The sequence below is a fragment of the Paenibacillus sp. TSM33 genome (assembly GCF_056099025.1).
The window spans coordinates 113797-133309 of record NZ_JBLZXB010000008.1 but is presented as its reverse complement, the minus strand read 5'-3'; the positions used below and the strand labels follow the sequence as shown (position 1 = coordinate 133309).

General features: G+C 46.0%; 20 protein-coding genes and 1 pseudogene. 5 read left to right on the top strand and 16 right to left on the bottom strand.

The features are described from left to right. Positions 1-139: 139 nt before the first annotated feature. Entirely contained in the window at positions 140-895 is a 756-nt protein-coding gene (locus ACN6NF_RS02850) for a tryptophan-rich sensory protein (RefSeq protein ID WP_474314943.1), read from the top strand. 96 nt (positions 896-991) lie between these two features. On the opposite strand, the gene ACN6NF_RS02845 is transcribed toward ACN6NF_RS02850, so the two are convergent. Together ACN6NF_RS02845 and ACN6NF_RS02840 are read right to left on the bottom strand one after the other, a co-directional pair. Then, positions 992-2056 carry an undecaprenyldiphospho-muramoylpentapeptide beta-N-acetylglucosaminyltransferase gene (locus ACN6NF_RS02845; RefSeq protein ID WP_474314941.1) on the bottom strand — a complete coding sequence of 355 codons (1065 nt, stop codon included), beginning with the start codon at positions 2054-2056 and terminating at the stop codon, positions 992-994. 124 nt (positions 2057-2180) lie between these two features. Continuing rightward, complete coding sequence (locus tag ACN6NF_RS02840) at positions 2181-2561, bottom strand: RidA family protein (RefSeq protein WP_474314940.1); 381 nt, start codon at positions 2559-2561, stop codon at positions 2181-2183. 269 nt (positions 2562-2830) lie between these two features. Here ACN6NF_RS02840 and ACN6NF_RS02835 point away from each other — a divergent pair, with 269 nt between their 5' ends. Next, positions 2831-3358 (top strand): sigma-70 family RNA polymerase sigma factor, encoded by a 528-nt coding sequence (locus tag ACN6NF_RS02835; protein WP_474314937.1) that lies wholly within the window; start codon positions 2831-2833, stop codon positions 3356-3358. Further along, positions 3355-4620, top strand: coding sequence for a DUF4179 domain-containing protein (locus ACN6NF_RS02830; protein WP_474314936.1), 1266 nt, complete (start codon positions 3355-3357; stop codon positions 4618-4620). The genes ACN6NF_RS02835 and ACN6NF_RS02830 overlap by 4 nt, the downstream gene beginning before the upstream one ends. Before the next feature lie 78 nt (positions 4621-4698). Here the strand turns inward: ACN6NF_RS02830 and ACN6NF_RS02825 are convergent, their stop codons facing one another. From ACN6NF_RS02825 to ACN6NF_RS02790, 8 genes and pseudogenes are all read right to left on the bottom strand, one after another. After that, complete coding sequence (locus ACN6NF_RS02825; protein WP_474314934.1) at positions 4699-5418, bottom strand: NAD(P)H-binding protein; 720 nt, start codon at positions 5416-5418, stop codon at positions 4699-4701. 38 nt (positions 5419-5456) lie between these two features. Continuing rightward, positions 5457-6902, bottom strand: a pseudogene (locus ACN6NF_RS02820) (ATP-binding protein). Positions 6903-7076: 174 nt separating this feature from the next. Continuing rightward, on the bottom strand, positions 7077-8579 hold the full coding sequence (locus ACN6NF_RS02815) for an HD-GYP domain-containing protein (protein ID WP_025363890.1): 1503 nt from the start codon (positions 8577-8579) through the stop codon (positions 7077-7079). A 121-nt stretch (positions 8580-8700) separates the two neighbouring features. After that, a complete protein-coding gene (locus tag ACN6NF_RS02810; RefSeq protein WP_474314933.1) occupies positions 8701-9576 on the bottom strand; it encodes a 4Fe-4S binding protein in 876 nt (291 codons plus the stop codon). A 153-nt stretch (positions 9577-9729) separates the two neighbouring features. Then, entirely contained in the window at positions 9730-10185 is a 456-nt protein-coding gene (locus tag ACN6NF_RS02805; protein WP_474314930.1) for a MarR family winged helix-turn-helix transcriptional regulator, read from the bottom strand. Between the two features lie 669 nt (positions 10186-10854). After that, positions 10855-11163: a LexA family transcriptional regulator gene (locus tag ACN6NF_RS02800; protein ID WP_474314927.1), complete on the bottom strand. Its 309-nt coding sequence runs from the start codon at positions 11161-11163 to the stop codon at positions 10855-10857. A 99-nt stretch (positions 11164-11262) separates the two neighbouring features. Continuing rightward, positions 11263-11385: a hypothetical protein gene (locus tag ACN6NF_RS02795; RefSeq protein ID WP_016819476.1), complete on the bottom strand. Its 123-nt coding sequence runs from the start codon at positions 11383-11385 to the stop codon at positions 11263-11265. A gap of 337 nt (positions 11386-11722) precedes the next feature. Continuing rightward, positions 11723-12055: a hypothetical protein gene (locus tag ACN6NF_RS02790; protein ID WP_474314924.1), complete on the bottom strand. Its 333-nt coding sequence runs from the start codon at positions 12053-12055 to the stop codon at positions 11723-11725. A 141-nt stretch (positions 12056-12196) separates the two neighbouring features. On the opposite strand from ACN6NF_RS02790, the gene ACN6NF_RS02785 reads away from it, so the two are divergent. After that, on the top strand, positions 12197-12565 hold the full coding sequence (locus tag ACN6NF_RS02785; RefSeq protein ID WP_474314921.1) for a VOC family protein: 369 nt from the start codon (positions 12197-12199) through the stop codon (positions 12563-12565). Here ACN6NF_RS02785 and ACN6NF_RS02780 read toward each other — a convergent pair. The 3 genes from ACN6NF_RS02780 to ACN6NF_RS02770 form a co-directional block, all read right to left on the bottom strand. After that, on the bottom strand, positions 12550-14214 hold the full coding sequence (locus ACN6NF_RS02780) for an FAD-dependent oxidoreductase (RefSeq protein ID WP_474314918.1): 1665 nt from the start codon (positions 14212-14214) through the stop codon (positions 12550-12552). The two genes, ACN6NF_RS02785 and ACN6NF_RS02780, sit on opposite strands and share 16 nt — an antisense overlap. Positions 14215-14407: 193 nt before the next feature. Beyond that, the gene (locus tag ACN6NF_RS02775) at positions 14408-15700 is read right to left on the bottom strand and encodes a homocysteine synthase (RefSeq protein WP_474314915.1); all 1293 of its coding nucleotides are present in this window, start codon (positions 15698-15700) and stop codon (positions 14408-14410) included. A 152-nt stretch (positions 15701-15852) separates the two neighbouring features. Further along, complete coding sequence (locus tag ACN6NF_RS02770) at positions 15853-16491, bottom strand: flavin reductase family protein (RefSeq protein WP_474315059.1); 639 nt, start codon at positions 16489-16491, stop codon at positions 15853-15855. 106 nt (positions 16492-16597) lie between these two features. On the opposite strand from ACN6NF_RS02770, the gene ACN6NF_RS02765 reads away from it, so the two are divergent. Beyond that, positions 16598-17287: an ArsR/SmtB family transcription factor gene (locus tag ACN6NF_RS02765; protein ID WP_474314912.1), complete on the top strand. Its 690-nt coding sequence runs from the start codon at positions 16598-16600 to the stop codon at positions 17285-17287. A 12-nt stretch (positions 17288-17299) separates the two neighbouring features. On the opposite strand, the gene ACN6NF_RS02760 is transcribed toward ACN6NF_RS02765, so the two are convergent. From ACN6NF_RS02760 to ACN6NF_RS02750, 3 genes are all read right to left on the bottom strand, one after another. After that, positions 17300-18415: a hypothetical protein gene (locus ACN6NF_RS02760; RefSeq protein ID WP_474315057.1), complete on the bottom strand. Its 1116-nt coding sequence runs from the start codon at positions 18413-18415 to the stop codon at positions 17300-17302. Positions 18416-18524: 109 nt separating this feature from the next. Then, the gene (locus ACN6NF_RS02755; RefSeq protein WP_474314909.1) at positions 18525-19124 is read right to left on the bottom strand and encodes a dienelactone hydrolase family protein; all 600 of its coding nucleotides are present in this window, start codon (positions 19122-19124) and stop codon (positions 18525-18527) included. 56 nt (positions 19125-19180) lie between these two features. Beyond that, a complete protein-coding gene (locus tag ACN6NF_RS02750; RefSeq protein WP_474314907.1) occupies positions 19181-19345 on the bottom strand; it encodes a hypothetical protein in 165 nt (54 codons plus the stop codon). Between the last annotated feature and the right edge of the window lie 168 nt (positions 19346-19513).

Sequence of the window (19513 nt, the reverse complement as noted above, 5' to 3'; positions counted from 1 at the left end):
CAACTTTTTATGATTATTTTGGAATCAAGAAACTTTTCCCCGTTCGGACATATTTGAAAGCAAAGTGGGTATATTCATAGTAGAAGATAGTGACCAGTCGGTCATTTCGAACATCATTCGTCGAGGAGGAGTTATTCCTATGTCACGAAGCCATCCATATAAATGGTGGAATATTATTGCATTCATCGCTGTCGTTATCGTTAACATTCTCGCTTCTACACTTCCCATTGGCGGAAGAAGCACTGCTGCTGTATCCAACATGTATCCTACCTTAATTACGCCAGCAGGTTACGCTTTTTCCATCTGGTCGGTCATCTACGTGCTGCTCGCCTGTTTTGCCGTGTACCAAGCTACATCTACAGGGCAAGCCAAGACCAGCGTTCAGTCTATTGGTATTTTCTTTATTTTGAGCTGTCTCTTCAACATCATCTGGATTTTCCTATGGCAGTATGTATACGTAGAACTGTGCGTGATCGTCATTATTCTATACCTACTCTCCCTATTCGTCGTATATATACGTACCCGTACGCCGCAGCCAACTCGCGGAGAAATGTGGTTCGTCAAGCTGCCTTTCAGTCTGAATCTCGGTTGGGTATCCGTTGCTACCATCATTAACATTGCAGTAGCACTGGAAAAGAATGAATGGAGTGGCTGGGGTCTCAGCGATACGATATGGGCGATCATCATCCTGCTTATTGGCACCGCATTGGCCATCTTGGTCAGCTTTCCTTATCGTGACAGCATCTACCCTCTTGTATTTGTATGGGCCTATGTCGCTATCGCCGTCGAGCATCCGAACAATGAAAATGTACGGCTGGCTGCATGGATCTTGTCGGCAATTATCCTGGTGTACGCGCTGTGGCTATTCTTTGCCCGTAATCGAGACCGGGATTAGAGGAAACGAATATCATCTCCTAGCAACAAGCACAAGCGAGCATGGGTCTGAATCATTTAGCCCAAGCTCGCTTGCTTTGTTTTTTATTAAATATGATCAGGCATAGACTTTAATCAAATCTAAAAGCTTGCTTGTCGATTGATCGGTATTTATTTTCTCCATATTGCGAATGTAATCTGACCTTTTTTCATACACACGAAGAATCATGTTAACAAATCGTTCAGATTTCAGCTCTTCTTCTTCTAAAAACTCACACAAGCCTTGTGCTTTAAATGATTTTGCATTTAGAATCTGATCTCCCCTGCTGACTGCCTTCGACAGAGGAATCAACAGCATAGGCTTGCGCAGCGTCAAGAATTCAAAAATGGAATTTGAACCTGCCCTGGAAACAACCATATCTGCCATCGTCATTACATCCGCCAGTTCATCGTTTATGTATTCAAATTGCTGATAACCATTCATACGAACAGAATCATTCACTTGGTCCTTACCACAAATATGTACGATTTGAAAATGAGCGAGCAAAGCCTCTAAATTTAACCAGACCAGCTCATTGATCTTCTTGGAACCTAAACTCCCACCCATGATCAGCACGATGGGCTTATTTCGAGTAAAACCGCAGTAGGCTAACCCTTTGGCCGCCTTCCCCTCTTTTAGCTCATCTCTCACAACAGCACCAATATACCGAGTATTCTTTGAGCGAAAATATTCAGTTGTTTCAGGAAAAGTAGTACAAATTTCGGTAGCAAACATGCTGGAAATCTTATTCGCTAATCCAGGGGTAAGATCGGATTCGTGGATGATGACGGGTACTCTGTTCAACCACCCAGCCAACACCACAGGCACGGAAACAAACCCGCCTTTTGAAAAAATAATATTTGGTTTTTCTTTCTTTATGATCCGGTATGCTTGAGAAATCCCCCTTAGCACTTTAAAAGGGTCCTTAACATTATTCCAGTCAAAATATCTGCGTAATTTCCCGGTTGCGACACTAAAATAACACACGTCTTCTAATCCAGAGATCAGTTTTCTTTCAATCCCTTGTTCAGAGCCTATGTATTGGACACTCCAATGCTGTTCCAGTAAGTGAGGAATCAAAGCTAGGTTTACTGCTACATGTCCTGAAGAGCCTCCACCAGTGAACATTATTTTTTTATTCATCATCTCCACCTCCACTTGTATATAAAAGAACAACACGCATTACATTCAAAACAACCGGATGCCACTATAGTAGTGACACCCGGTTCCATGCAAACTATTTATTTTATGAACGAACCCTGGTAACTTATTCGCCCTTCAATGCAATGACTTCAATCTCCACCAATGCGTCCTTAGGCAGACGAGCTACCTCCACCGCACTCCGTGCTGGGTATGGTTGCTCGAAGAAGGAACTGTACACCTCATTGACACTGACAAAATCGTTCATGTCCTTCAGGAATACAGTCGCTTTCACAACCTGGTTCAGGTTGCTGCCTGCCGCTTCCAGAATGGCCTGTACATTGCTCAAGGACAAGCGAGCCTGCTCCTGCACATCCTTGCCGAACTCACCTGTTGCCGGATTCAGCCCGAGCTGTCCCGAGGTGTAAATAAACCCGCCCGCCTCTACGGCTTGGCTATAGGGTCCGATAGCGCCGGGTGCTTTTTCAGTAGCAATCGTTTTTTTCATATGGGTTGGATTCTCCTTCCTGATACTGTTTCACCGTATTATAGCATGTGAAGTCCAAAGCCACTATTCCGTGCGACGGTTTGACATGTGGGGTTTCTTTAAAGACACCTTGTTGTGATGGTGCTACATTTTTTTTATTTCTGCTGTAACCTTTAACACCCGTGCATCATCTAACTCCTGTAACCTGCTACACCATAGATTCTAAATCTCAAATTGAAATACAGGTACAATGATTATAGCTAGTATAGACGGGAAAGGAGCACCATCCTTTGAATCTCGAAACAAATTTACACCAAGCAAGGCACGGGGACCGCAAGGCGTTCGTCGCCTTGATGAAACAGATGGAATCCGATATGTATGGCATGGCGCGTTCCATTCTTCGCAGCAATGAGGATTGCGCGGACGCAATGCAAGAAGCCATGCTCAAAGCATACAAGTCTCTGGGTGAGCTGCGTGAACCTCGCTATTTTAAAACATGGCTGCTTCGTATTCTCATTAATGAGTGCCATCTCATGATCCGCAAGCAAAAACGGGTTGTACCCGTGGCGGAATTTATAAAGGAGCCGTCCACCTCGGGCGGATACGAAAAAATCGAACTGCGCGAGGCCATCGACCACTTGGAGGAATCCATGCGAACCGTGATTTCCCTGCACTATTTGCGCGATATGCCGATTAGGGAAATCTCAGAGTTACTGAATCTATCAGAGGGTGCCGTCAAAACACGATTGCACCGTGCTCGCAGAACATTAATGGACCTGCTACAAAATCGCGGAGAAAGGAAGGTGACCCTTCAATGAATCCTTCAGAGTTTGAAAACCATGATCAAGAGCTGGATGAGAAATTACAATTGGAAAAGGAAAACTTGGAAGCAGAAATGGTAGTCATCCCTGATTTGGTTAGGCAACGCCTAGATGCATTTTATGCACAAATGGAATCGGATCCGGAACTGCTACCCAACCGCCCATCCTCCCATCAATCCGTTAAAAGGTTTTTTCGGAGAACTGCAATTACCGCTGCTTCTGCAGCGCTCATTGGCGTTATGATCATTGGCAGCGCCTTTGTTTCGCCTACAATGGCGGAATCATTAAAACAGGTCCCCCTTGTTGATAGCGTGTTCAAGCTAGCTGGGGATCTTGGGCTGCAAACCGCTGACCAGAAAGGGTTGGCCACTTCATCGAATCTCAGCGTTACCCATGACGGTATTACATTGAAGGTACCTCAAATCATATTTGACGGGACACGCTTGGTCGTAGCGTTGGAAAAAAGCGGTGGGGATTCACAGTATCAATTCCTGTACCCAACTACCAATACGCAAGGGCAGGAAGAGGATATGGTGGAGAAGATAGACCTGTCCATCAATGGTACATCGGTCAACAGCAATAGTAGCGCCTTTAATCTCATGTATGGTCGTCCAGGCAAAGATAGTAATTCTATGCTGATCTCATATATGCGTGACCCTGCCAGCGGTAAACCCGCCTTACCGGATCAGTTTGAGCTAGAGGTATATGCAAAATTAAAAGGTGTACCCGAGCCGTTCCGCATACAAACCACGGTTCACAAAACTAAAATAAATAACAAGATACTTCAGCCGCAAATGAGCAAATCTAATCCGTATCTTGCATTTACGGTAGAAAAAGTAGAAATAACCCCCATCACGACCAAGATTACAACATCGTTCAAAATGCTGACCGATATTGCACATATGCCGGATGATTACACTGTAGAACGAGAATACAAGTACATCAAAAACGGACAAACGATCCAGTACACCAAAAAAGAATTGGATATGCTTGATTATGCTGTATTCGACGAGCAGGGAAGAGAACTTCAATTACTGAGCGGTTCCGGAGTTCCCCATACCCAAGAACATGACAGCAAAATGATCACACTGTTTACTCCTTTTGTGGACACTCCCCAGAAGATCATCTTCAAGCCTTATATCTTGCCAACCCAACCAGGTGGTAGTGCTCGATTCGATGCTAATGGCAACTGGACACGTCATTACATCGATGAATTAGAGATTACGATCGATGTGCCGCAAAATGCAAACCACCCATAAAACAAGAATAACGCCGCTGCTGCCCGAATGATTGGGCAACAACGGCGTTATTATCATTTTCTAATTCTAACTGTGGTTTTATACAATGTCAGCAGGAGTCGTTCCTGTACCAGGTTCCTCATCATCGGAGGTTAGTTCTGCACCGATGACCCGAATGATGTCATTCGGATAAATATGTACACCGCTCGCCTGCGCGAGAGCAATTCGTACCATAGCTCGTGCGATGAACGAAGCGGGAATGGCGCGATAGGAAGCGAGCCTGCCCGTCATCAGGCCATCTAGCGTCTTCATGACAAATGTGGCGACGGCTTCGCCAAAACGTCGTTCAGGCCTCGCTCCCAAAATGAGCGATGGACGGAACAAATGTAGTGCAGGCAGCCCAATCATGGCAAGCGCCTCTTCAGCCTCACCCTTGGTACGGTTATAAAACACACGTGAATCCGGATCAGCGCCCATCGCAGAGATCGCGAGCATCTGCACTGCTCCAGCCTCTTTGCCCAACTGGGCCATCAGAACCGGGTAGTCCAGATCCACCTGTCGAAACTGCTCCTTGGAGCCAGCCTTTTTCATCGTTGTCCCAAGGCAGCAAAACATATCATTTACCCCTTCGAGGGCGAAGGCCGACTTCTGTGGTTGTTCCCAGTCAATGAGCGCTTGTTCCAGCTTGGGATGTTTGATGTCCAATGGACGCCTGCCCAAAACCATGACGCGGTTGTATTCTTTTTGCACTAGCAGCTCCCGTACAACATAACCCCCGACAAGCCCTGTGCCACCCACAACGACCGCTTTACGTTCCATGAAATACCTCCTAACGCTCCTTGTCCCCATGATTGCGATCAGGTTAATTTAAACGGCTGTTCGTCCGCCTCCTTGCTGCCGGACGGACACATAGGCAGGTACAGGGAAAAAGTACTTCCCTTGCCCTCTTCACTCTCCAGACGGATAAACCCGCCTAACAAGCGGGAAAAATCACGGCTAATGGACAACCCCAGCCCAGTTCCACCATATTTACGATTAATCGAACCGTTCGCCTGCTGGAATGCCTCAAAAATAACATGCTGCTGAAGCTTGGATATACCGATGCCTGTATCTTTTACAGCAAATACAACCCAATCTCCCTCCTGGCCCTTTCGATCCAGATGCTGTGTGCTGATTTCCAGCAATACACGTCCTTTATGAGTAAACTTAAAGGCATTGGACAATAGATTGCGCAAAATTTGCTGTACTCGTTTGGAATCGGATCGAATTTCATCTGGTATATGTTCATGCATGTTCAAGCTGAATTCCAGGTTTTTATCCTTCGCTGTGACATCAAAATGCATCATCATCCCCTGCGCAATCTCACGCACACTGACTGGCTCACTTACGATTTCCATGTGCCCAGCCTCGACCTTGGATAAGTCCAGAATGTCATTGATCAGTTAGAGCAAATCATGCCCCGAGGCATAGATTAAATCACTGTACTGGTATAGCTCTTCCTCATCCAGCTCTTTTCCCTGCTCGTTGATAATCTGTGCCAGGTTAATGATGCTGTTAAGAGGTGTACGTAACTCATGCGACATCGTTGCCATAAAATCGGATTTATACTGGGAAGCCATCATGAGCTGCTTGGCACGTTCCTCTAAAATAATCTTTGCCTTTTGCAGTTGATCACGCTGCTCTGACAACAACTCATTCGCCTGCTGAATCTGATAGTTTCGCTGCTGCTCCATCTGAAAATCACGTAATATCAGTGCAAATAAAAAGCTGAGGATAACGCCGATAGGCAATGTAAGAGGAACAACCTCCGCTACATAATAGCGCCAGGGAATGACGCCGAGGAAGGCAATATTTAACGTATTTACAATATTAACCGCTAAAATAGTTACGGATGCCTTAATAATCAAGCGCCAGGTGGAGCGGCGCATCCAGTAGTTCAATCCAGCGCATAATACCCCCAAAATGCTCATATTCAGAAAGCCGACCCACGCCGCCATATTCAGACCAAAGGTAAATCTTGTAAGACCGATTACTACCCCAATAATAATCAGTGTGTAGGAGCGTGGGTACACCAACGCTGCGATAATTAGCGGAACAAAACGCAAATCAAAAATAACGGTTTCATTGAAGTTAAAACCAAAGCAAGAGCTGACCCATCCGCCAAATACCACCAGCAGCACCGAGCTGATATATTTGAACCGCGTAGACGTACGACTCAAACCATATTTATAAATCACATTCGCCACATAGGCAACGGCAATCAGCATCCCCAAATTCATTAAAAACATCATTGAAAATTGCATGGATTCACACTCCCATTGCGCGAGAAATTAGATGCCAGGCCTATGCTAGCCGATTTTGCCTTACTCGTACATCATAACATGAAGCCCCATCTTTCGACATATCCAAAGAGGCCTGCGTGTGTGTATAAAAAAAGCGAACCGCAACGGCTCGCCCTCGTGGGAGTATCTATAGAGTCAGCTTGGAATGCCTCTGTTCCGGCGCCACTCCTTGACAAATAATTCGGCAAAGTAAGGGTCCCACTGGGTTCCTTTGCCCTCTTCCAATATCATAACCGCCTTCTCTTCCTTCATACCTTTCCGATAGGGACGATCCGACGTCATCGCATCATAGGCATCTGCTACGGCTATAATCCGTCCAAATAGTGGGATATCTTCCCCCGAGAGCTGGTCAGGGTATCCCTTGCCATCATAACGCTCATGGTGCGACCGCACGCCGGGCAGATAAGGGGCCATAGCATAAGCCGGCTCCACTTGCCGAAGAATACTTTCCCCCATAACCGGGTGCATTTTAATCTGGTCAAACTCCTCGTCCGTCAGCTTGCCATCCTTAAACAACACAGCGTCAGCCACACCGATTTTACCGATATCATGCAGCAAGGCTGTTTTACGCAGCAAGTCAAGATCCGTCTCGCCCAAGCCGCCCTTTCGCCCAATGAGTACAGAGTATTCGGCCACGCGCAACGAATGTCCTGCGGTATAGGCATCCCGCGCATCCAGCGCTGCAGCCAAAGTGGCAAAGTAACTGTCTAATAGCTGACCGTTCTTTTCCTCTCGTTCCTTCAGGCCCTCGATCATCATGTTAAATCCTTCGACCAGCTCCGCAAATTCGTCCGAATACAAGTCACTGGCGTTACTATTCAGGCGGCCTTCCTTCACTTCATTCATTTTTTCCAATAAGTGATGGATCGGCTGTTCGATCTCACGGGTTAGCAGCCTGCCTCCCAAATAAGCAAAGGCTACACCAGATATTAAAATCGTACCCGCCCATGCCCAATAGGAGCCGGAATCCGCCGCCTCTAGACGTTCCAGCCGAATCTGCGTAGCTAAACAAAACAGAAACAGAGGAAAAGCACCAATTAACGTTGCACTTAACTGGAATTTATGCCGAAGTGACAGCAGAACTCGACCTCGCAGGGAAAGGTTCAATCCATATTGCTGATAGGTTCGATCCCGAATCTCCTCCAGCAGCGGTTTGATTGCTCTCATGGTCAGAAAAAATTCAACCAGTGCATGCATGGAAGCGACCAAACAAGCTCCTATACAGGCGATTCCTACATAATAAAAGGGAAAGGTAAGTTGTCCAGTATGTATCATCCATAGTGCAATGACGGCTGCCGGGATAGAGAAGCCTAGCAAATGCGGTCCAACAATACGTAAAACTGACAAATTAGGCAGATGATGAACCCGGATATACACTGCTTCTACATCCTTGAGCGTCTCCTGATTGCCTTGGAAAAAACGATGAACGGGTCTTAAGTGCATTCGAAACACTATGGTTTCACAGACAATCATAATGACACTAGAAAATGCAACAATTTTGACAAGACCCAGAAGCTCATAGTGGGCGACATTTAACGTGGAAAATACAAAAATCATACATACCAGTAGTACAGCAATAAATGAACCTATAATATAGTTCAGGATAACATGCTGAATAAAGCGCTTATAGATCGGCAAAATGCTACCCCTCTTTTCATCCGTACGCTCATAAAATATCTTTGTATTCAATATCGGAGTCCAGCCGTCAAAAGTTAACCTTCTTCCATGAGCAATTTGCATGAATTCTAGGAAAATAACACTAGCGAGCGGTCCGCATCGGATTGCGGCTTTCGCAGGGCACCTTGGTCTGGCAAAGTCCGCAGCCGGCACCCGATTTAGCCTCACCGCCGTTTAAAACGGCCCACTTTCGGGATTCTTCGCCGTACACAAATTTCATGCAGGCGATTTTGTCATGACCGTCTTCCTTGCTGATGGCCTGCACAGGACAGCGGGTAATGCACACACCGCAAATGCCTTTGCTGCACAGCAGACAGTTACCGGTATGGCTCAGGTTCGAGGATACTCTGACATCAGGCGGCACCTGCAGATCCGTTACTACAGACAGCAGGCGGATGGCAATTCCTTTCTCGGTGATGAAGCCATCGTTGATACTGAAGGTGCCGAGACCGGCTGCATACGCGACATGTCTTTCCGACCAGTTAGAGACTGGACCACCTGTGGCACCGTGGATGTTGTACCAATCCGTATCCAGTGGTGCCACCGCTCGGTAACCAAGTCCATTCAGATATTCCGTCAAATGCTGCCTTGCCGACCGCACAAAATATTCATCGCCAAAGGTCCGCAGCAGCGCCCACTCTCTGGAGGCTCTTGCTTTTTGCGCACGGTTGGCCTTGCGGATCGTCTCACTGATCGGCAGCACAACACTGACAACGGTGCCTCCATCAAAGCTTCCTGTGCCGAATGTCCGTTCGAAGGCCTCCTGCGGCGTAGCATGGTCGGGGCCCACCACTGTTTTATACTCCTCAAACAAAGGATCATGAGCCGCAGCAAATTGAATAATCGGTTCATCGTAGTAAGGGCTCTGCAATTCTTCACAGAAATTGCCCTTGTCTTCCCTCACATAGGCTTTCATCTCGGCTGTGATAAGTTCTTTCATATCCGATACGGGCATCATCCTATCCACATCCCTCTTCTTAGTTATTGTGAATTTCTCAACTTCCTTACGGATACCTGTTAACAGTTGAATGGCTGCATTACACATCTGGACCTTTTTTCGTGTATATACACGAATAGACCAGCATGACCTCCCTTATTAGGCGAAGGTACATCACAGTCTCAAGTTTTCAATTTTGGATAACAATGCGGTCAATACCTGCAAATCAACGCTTCCCAGTGACTCCTGTAAAAATAACTGCGCCTCCTCCCAAAGCTCTGCTGCTTCGTTATATAACGTTTTTCCACTCTCCGTCAGGGTAAGGCAGCGATTTCGGCTTCCCTCAGCCGATGTATCCTTTACATACCCGCTTTGCTCCAGGGCCTTCAAATTGCGCACAAGCGTGGTCCGGTCAAGCCGCATCTCCAACGCTAATTCGCTTACGCTTACCGGTCCCAGCGCCGTTAAGTGCTTGAGCAGCGAAAACTGGCAGATATTGAGTCCACTTGGAGCCAGATATCGGTCATACAGCCCTGATACAACCATCGAGGCACGACGCAAATTAATGCATGTGCAGACTGAGGACGAGTTATTCTGTGATGTTTGTTTGTCCTTCCTTGAAGCGGTCATAGTTCTTATTTCCTTCCGTCTTTTCGTGTAACTACACTATTACAAAATTCGCACGCTCTGTCAGGGCAATTTGTCACAGCCTCCATTCTCTGCAAATGAAAATAAGTCTAATCCCTTGCATTTTAGAATCATCCTTGCTATACTAATAAAGTATGTTTTAACCCCATAGGATTCCACGCAAGAAGCTATACTCCTAATCACCGCATGGAGCTTCTCCAAATTTTATGTATAACCCTAATGTAGAATTTTGAGCTTTTGCCGAAGATTTTCACATTCACACTGGCGCGGTCATCGGAGCCGCAAGGACGAAAGAGAGGTAGGGCTTTTGTCGTTTGGAAAATGAACAGAGGAATCAGACTGCCCCTTATGAACATGCTGACCATATAATACAAGGTAGCAGGGGTTAAATATATATTATGCCATCAAACGATGAAGTTTGAGCAGGCCGTGCAGTATACGCAAGCTGCACCCATCCTCCGGATGATCCCCGGGGGATTTTTCATATACGGAAAACGCATCTATGAACAAAAAAAGTGACCCTGCCGATACATCGACAGGGCCTATAGCTTGATCAAAAAGGGGTTAATAGGGTCATTATAGTCTTGCTTTCTTAAAACTAAATGATATGCACCTTAAAAACTCATTAATTTTCCAGCCTTATATGGCCTACTAATAATTCGTCCAATATTCCGTACTACCGGACTGTATTTTTTGGGTAGTAGGGCGTCCAGCTTCCACTTGGGCAGGCTTGTAGGTGGAAGGACGCTCCCATCCTTCCAGTAAAACAATATGCTGGGTACTTGTGTTAGCTTCCCATGTGATATAGCGCTCTTGTTCCATATGTCGCAATGCGGCTGTAATTTCAGGATCTCGTCTACCCGTTTTTGCTGACAATTCAGCCATTGTGGGCATGTGGCGATGCTGGGCAAAATAATTATACAAAATACGCAGTAGCTTCCGTTCCAAATCCGGCAACATCGTTATCCCTCCTATGAAGAACATATGTTCCCATTATAACACATAAAAATGCACCCTCCTACTGGAAGATGCATACGGGCTTGTATACCCATGCTAAATTTAGTTTTTTTCCTTCTCCTGACGACCGATAGAGCGCAACCACCAAGAGATTCCTCCAACGCTTCCAAGCGCCAAAACCGTCAAGAAAATAATATAAAACAAATGAAATGTACGATCACTCATGGCAATCGCCTCCTTACTTTATGTATACACTTTCCAGCTAAGCCTGTAAACCTCTTTTTGATCCCACAATCACATTTTCGCCAAACATTTGACAATAGATACTTGCTTAGGATGCATCGGTGCACACTTATCAAAAATGGTTAATATCAAATAGGAGACAGATCAAGGAGGTTATCGACTATGAAGTTTCTATTGATCGTGATCATCATTGCGCTGATCGTTGTTTTGCTCATGAGAAGACGCAGATGAACGAAGACATCCTGTATGTTTAACTAAGAATACAAAAAGGCTTTCGGCACATCGCCGAAAGCCTTTGTTCATCTGAGTTAAGGCTGAACTACGCCTTGTTCTTTTTGGTATATTTAATAAAAGCAATCACAAGCGCTACAGCAAACAATATTCCGCTGACTACCCATGTGGTCAGAAACGCCATACCCAGACCGACATTAGCCCCCATGGTCGGGTGCTTCATAGCAGTAAACACCGAGCCCTGCATCATAAATATGGTACAGAACAAAACAACGGGTGCCAAAATAATCGTGCTTGCGGTCTTACGACTACCAGATACTGCAATCACACACAGAGCAGAAATCACCAAGATCACCCAATAGATAACTGCTTCCCAAATCGCTGAAGTGCCCACCTGTTCGACCTCTTTTCTATCCATCATATATGCCTCTTCTATTGTAACAGACGTCACACAGTGAACCAAGCCATAATTTGATTAGAAAAGGGCTAAACCCTGCCGACAATGTAAATAATGTATGATAGCATACAGCCCTACATAGAAGAAACGAAAGGAATGGACCTTATGAGAAGTGCAAGTCCTTTTGTCATTGTAAATGATGTGCAGCAGTCAGTTGACTACTATCAATCTGTTTTCGGCGGGAACATCAAAGTACTGAACAAGCAGGAAGGCAGGCTTCTACATGCCGAACTGCACCTGGGTAGCAGCCATATCCACTTTTCCGATTCCTACGGTAAACCGTTGAAAGCACAGCATGTCCAAATCATTCTCGACTGTGAGAGTGAGGAGGAGCTTAAACAGGCTTACCATGTACTATCCGAAAAAGGTACCATCACTGTAGAGCTACAAGATACCTTCTTTGGTGCGCTGCACGGCGAAGTAACGGATCATCTTAATCAAATTGGATGGGTGATGAACTATTTTAAAAGATGACCACGTTTAGCCATAACTGAATACGTCTTGTAGCCGCCATCAACGTTCCTCACCCGATATCCGGATTGGGTTAGAATTCTGGCCGCTAGATAGCCGCGTAGCCCGACTTGGCAGGATACCGCGATCTCCAGATCACGGGGAATTTCCGACATCCGCTCTCTGATCTCGGCTAGAGGAATATGAATAGAACCTGGAATGGTTCCTCCTTGTAGCTCCACCGCATCCCGGACATCAATAACAAGACCACCATTGCGGTGAAAATCTTCAACTTCATGCCACTGTATTGTCTGGACCAGTCCATCCATGATATTTGAGGCTACGTAACCCGCCATATTCACAGGATCTTTAGCTGAAGAATAAGGAGGTGCATAAGCAAGCTCGATATCTGCCAGCTCACAGACGGTTAAATGGCCGCGAATCGCCGTCGCAATAACATCAATCCTTTTGTCGGCTCCGTCAGCTCCAACAGCCTGCGCTCCATAGATCATCCCGGTCTTCGGATGAAAGAGCAGCTTTATCGAAATGGGTGACGCGCCAGGATAATAACCAGCATGTGAACCGGGATGAATATGAATAGCCTGATAAGGAACAGCCAGCCGCTGCAATGTTTTTTCATTGTTACCTGTAGAAGCTGCGGTCAATGCAAAGGTCTTAATTACGGAAGTTCCGAGCGCACCATCATAGGAAATCGCTTGACCATTAATATGATCCGCTGCCAAGCGCCCCTGCCGATTGGCTCCCCAGGCCAGCGATACCATCGTTGCAAACCCATGATTATGGTCTTTGACCTGGATCGCATCCCCTACTGCATAAATGGACGGATCACTGGTTTGCAGCTGTGCGTTCACCTGAATGGCGCCGCGGAAACCTAGTTCCAATCCGCATTGCTTGGCCAGCTCATTTTCAGGCACGATACCAACCGCCAAAATAACCATGTCCGTCTGAAGCATCCCTCCGGAAGTCAAACGGAGCTGTGTACCTTGCTCTTCAAAAGCTGCGACTCCTTCCTCTAAACGCACCTCCACCCCTTTCAGCTTCATATGCTGTTCCACCAGTTTGGCCATCTCAGGGTCAAGCGGATTCAACAGTTGTTGTCCCATATCCATGATGGTTACTGCAAGCCCACGCTCCCGCAAATTTTCGGCCATCTCCACTCCAATAAACCCGGCCCCGATTACCGTGGCATGTTTGGGATGCCTTTCATCTACATATGCCTTTATAAGGTCGGTGTCATGAATGTTTCTTAACGTAAATGCATTTGTAGTTTCATGTAATCCGGGAATATCCGGTATCATCGGTTTGGCTCCCGGCGACAATACCACAACGTCGTACGGCTGCTCATCTGTCTCTCCTGTGATCATATCGCGGTAACGGACAAGCTTATGCTCGCGGTCTATTTGTATTACTTCTTTCAGCACCCGTACATCTATATTAAAACGGTCTCTAATGCCTTGAGGCGTCTGGAGAAACAGCTTCTCCCGTGCCTGGATTGTCCCCCCAATATAGTAGGGAAGACCACAGTTTGCAAAAGAAACATGCTCACCGCGTTCAAATAGAATAATCTCGTCTTCCTCACTCCATCTACGCAATCTCGCCGCAGCAGAAGCTCCACCTGCTACTCCGCCAATAACAACTATTTTCTTACCCATTTCTTCCCCTCCTATCATACCCTACGGGGTATAATATATACCTATAGGGGTATGCTGTCAACAAACAAAAAAGCGGAGGTTGCCCCCCGCCTGATCAAACTCTGAACAAAACCCGATTGGGATCAACAATCACTTGCGAATACTGCAAAATGCCCTATCTCACTGGGTTTAACATGCCGCCAACTACTGTTTATTACTGTTGACTGGCCGCGATTGCCTGCTCCAGGTCATACAAAATATCGTCTATCGCTTCGGTCCCGACAGATAAACGTAACAGCTCGGGTTTGACTCCAGCAGCCACCTGTTCTTCTGCACTCAGCTGCTGATGGGTTGTGCTTGCCGGATGAATAATCAAAGACTTGGAATCGCCCACATTCGCCAGATGAGAAAAGAGCTTTACATTCGCAATCAGCTTGCTTCCCGCCTGACTCCCACCTCTAATACCAAAGGTCAGGATTGCCCCTTGTCCTTTTGGCAAATATTTTTGGGCTAACTCATAGGATGGATGGCTCGGCAATCCAGAATAGCTGACCCACTCCACATCCTTGTGGCTTTCGAGATATTGCGCTACCTTGAGGGCATTCTGACTATGTCTTTCCAGCCGCAGATGCAATGTTTCCAAGCCTTGAAGCAGTAGCCATGAATTGAACGGAGAAATGGCTGCTCCCAAATCACGCAGCAATTGCACCCGTGCCTTGATAATGTACGCGATGGGTCCCACTGCCTCGGTGTATATAACTCCATGGTAGCTTGGGTCCGGCTCAGTCAGTCCGGGGAAACGACCACTCGCTTTCCAGTCGAACTTGCCACTGTCCACGATTACCCCGCCAAGAGACGTACCGTGTCCGCCAATAAACTTGGTTGCCGAATGCACAACAATGTCCGCTCCATATTCGATAGAGCGTAATAAATAGGGGCTTGGGAACGTGTTGTCCACAATCAGCGGAATACCATATTCGTGTGCAATCGCCGCTACAGCTTCCACATCCAGCACATTGCCCTGTGGATTGCCAATCGTTTCGGCAAATATGGCCTTCGTTTTATCCGTGATGGCTTGACGGAAATTCTCCGGATCATCCGAATCGACAAAATGCACCTTAATACCCAATTTGGGCAGTGTTGTAGAAAACAGATTATATGTACCGCCATACAGGCTGGAGGCCGATACAATTTCATCTCCAGCTCCCGCAATATTTAGAATGGAAAAGGAGATCGCCGCCATTCCAGAAGCTGTGGCCAACGCGCCAGCTCCGCCTTCCAGTGCGGCAATTCGTTGCTCGAATACATCCGTAGTCGGATTCATCAGACGCGTATAAATGTTGCCGAATTCTTTCAGCGAGAACAAATCAGCCGCATGCTCGGCATCCCGAAATCCATATGAAGTGGTCTGGTACAACGGAACGGCGCGGGCAAAGGTATTAGGATCAATCTCTTGTCCGGCATGGACAGCGAGGGTTTCGAATGACAGCTTGCGTTCTTCTGACATGATTATTGCCTCCCTTGTTATACGTGCTGTATGAATCGTCTCTTCCTGTATGCGTAGTCATGGATGATTTTTCAATTATTCTCGCACAAAAAGAACGATTTGGGAAGATAATTCTCATTATTCAGGTAGGATATTGTTATTTTATTGAAGGATCAGGTTTCGGATCGGAAAGTTTTGCCCAAATGCTCACCCAGACCAAAATAATGGCGGAAATTATAGATGAGCGGGCTCCACTTGGCCGGATCAATATGATTCTCTCCGCGGATCATATCCTGATGAACATGCACCTGTACGGCTTGGGTTTCGACGATCGCAAAATAAGGAGAATGGTCAGGAATCCGTATCTCCTTCACTGTGGCTTCGATTTGAATAGGGCACTCCCTGATTCGGGTGGGCTTGACCCTATTCGAGTCAATCGCAGTCAGTTTGCTGATCTCATATTTATCTTTTTGATATGAAAATCCATTTTTCTCTTTTTCCGCTGGAACGGGATTCTTGCCTGTAAAAGGAGCCAAACGCTCTACATTTCCCCACATGGAAGGCCCAGGAACATTGATTACACATTCGGGATGACGCTCCATATTTTCTAATGCTTTGCCACCTGTTCCAATACCTAGCACCACACAATCTCCTAATGCCCACGAGGAGGAAATAGGGCTAATATTGGTCGTTCCATCCTCATTCAGCGTGTTGAGTAAAATCACAGGGGTTCCGTAATATAAAATGCTAGGGTTTATCGTTTTTATGCTTGGGGTACGATTCATCTGATTTATTGGATTTATTGGATTCATTGGGTCCATGTTCTCTTCTCCTTCTGTTCAGATCTGCCTCCTTATTGTAAAATGTAAACATTTCAACCTTCATCGAAGTATGGATTACAAAGGAGGAAACCGTGCCATGAGCACCCAATCAAATGTAGCCATGATTGCTTCTCTCGTCAGCGAGCCTTCCCGTGCAGCTATTCTCACCGCCCTATTAGATGGCAGATTTCACACGGCAAGTGAATTAGCCCATATGGCAGGTATCAAACCGCAGACCGCCAGCTTTCATCTGGCTAAAATGACCGAGGCACAAGTCGTTACCGTAGAAAAACAAGGACGGCACCGTTACTATGGCATTCAAGACCCCGAGGTTGCCCAGGTGATGGAGTCACTTTTGTCCATAGCTCCACCAGTTCCAATCAAGTCATTCAAGCAAGCCTCCGAAAACGAGGCCATACGGTTGGCAAGAACTTGCTACGATCATGTTGCGGGTCATTTAGGCGTACAAATCATGAGCTTTTTCATGCAAAAGGGGATTCTTTCCGAAGATCAGAACGGACTTCATATCACCCAACAAGGAGAGATTTTCTTCGCTGACTTTCAGATCAACCTCAAGAATACAAGACAAAAGCGTCGCTCCTTCTCACATAAATGCCTGGATTGGAGTGAACGACGCCATCACCTTGCCGGTGCTTTAGGAAGTGCTCTTCTGGACAGATTATTCGAATTACATTGGGTCGAGCATCTGCCCACAACCCGAGCGATACGCATTACAGCCGAGGGTAAAAGAGGTTTTAAAGAGGTATTTTCGATAGAGATCGGCTAGATAATCATAGTTCTAATGCTTTTCTTGTCCTGCATTGGATGTTATGACTGGAGACAAGGACCTTTGTTTTCTCGTCAATGGCCGGACATAGGCATAATTGTTTTTTGGGGCCTTTCCTTTTGCCACACCTGCTTTATATCCTCCAGCAGCAGCCGGAATGGCAACCAAGGTTCCATAGGTTCTCATCGCCCGTTCAATCGGGAAAGATACAGAACGCGTTCCATCGGTAGAACCGGCAAAATGAACCGCGGCTGCATAATTGTTCAACCGATCGTTACTGTCATTCAGCCATACGGAACCCGAATCTCCAGGCCCAGTTCGCCCCTGGGTAAAACGAATGACGGTTTGATCACGGAAAATCTTGATTCCCGAATCGCCCCTCACTCTTTGTTCCACGCCAATCGCCTCCACGACTCCTCTGGCGAAGCCGTTTGTTTTAGCCATTCTTTTAAACGTCATCCCCAGACGATAACTCAATAAGTGCCCAGGTACGGTAATGAGACTACCACTTTGGTTAATCAGATACCTCGGATTAAGCAAGCTATTTGAATTAGCAATAGCTATGGCAGAGTCCTGAAAGTTAATACCTGTCGTAGTAAGCGGGACAAATTGAAAAGCTCTCCCGATCTGATCCGCCGTTCTGCCCCCATCTGCCGGAGAAGGCTGAATGGTATTGTGAAATTGGTTTGTATTCGTTGGGACTAGGACATGGGCATTACTCAAAATAAACAAAGTATTATTCTTAATAACAATGAGACCTCCAGTACCTCCTGCATTGGTGGGAACCGTCGTTCCTACACTGACCGCACCGGGCACAGGGCGCCATCTTTGGCGTGGATTCGTTTGGGTAGGAGTCGCCGCTTCCCTTTTGAAAGAACCCACACCTAAAATTCGGATAGGTACCGCAGAAGCCTGACTTATATTATGAGTTACTGCCTGCAATTTGGTTTGCGTCACAGCCGAAAGATTTCTCAAGGTGTATACCACAATCGCCGCGCCCTTTGCCGGTCTATTGGGATCAGCATAACCTACTCCAATCCCTGTTACTCCGTTCCGTTTTAGCATCGTTCGCCATATCCGACTCTTCAGCTTGAAAGCTTGATAAAAGGTAGCCACAGCCACATACATCTCCTTTTCATAGTCAATGATGTATATACATATGACTAATCCACACATCATGACTGTGCGTTTCCCCAGAACAGTGAAAAAGGTGTGGGCTGGAAGCAAACGACTGCTTTTATTGATCAGTCTTCCTGAAGAACTCTACCATTTCGATAAATGATTGCTGAGCTGAATGTACGTGATATCGGGGAGAGTACGAATCACTGAATCCGTGCTGTCCGCTGAATTTATGTACCCGGATATTATGGTTGTCTAAAGCTGAAATGAGCTCATCCACACTAAATGATATTTCTTCCTGTGGGAAAAAAAGTAGTGTTGGGCAATGTGGAGTTATTTCCAAATAATTTCGAATACGAGAGCCATAGTATCCTACGATTCCATCAACATATTTTTCTTTGCTACACAGCCAGGCAATCGTTGCCCCGATGCTAAACCCGACGATAAATACCTTTTTATAGCGAGCTTGAATACTTAACAATAAACTTTCAATATGATAAGAAGCACGTTCGAATCCTATATTTTTTATGAAATGGGCATAGGCAGCTTCCTCTTGCGAGTAGTCAAAAGGCGTTTCTTTGCCTATTAAATTTGGACAAATGACGTCGTAATTCTCATCCGATAATAAGCGGCAAAAATTTTGTATATGCCGGTTAATTCCATAAATCTCATGCAGCACAACAATGAGGGTGTCCGACTTTTTATCTATGCTTATCATGTTGCCCCCCTAACTAGGTTTGAATATGGGAAAATAATTCAACCGGATACGCATATTTATACTCTTATATTAACAACCTGTAGAAAAGCCCCTTCAGATATTGAAGGAGTACGCTTTTTCTCTCTTACCCGGGACCCTACGATATAAATAGCAGTAATTTCATCATTAGAAATTCCCCATTCGGATATATGTGCTTCGAGCATTTCGTAGGCACTATTCATACTTTCTAACCTCCCTTTTTAGAAAATACTATATCCAATATGATTATTTCGCTATATATTTTTAGTTAAAATCCAGAAAATGCTACCTAACATACACCACTCATCCAATCCATTTTGCATCTTCATCCTGTGATATAATTCCTTCAATATCATTGTATGGAAGGATGG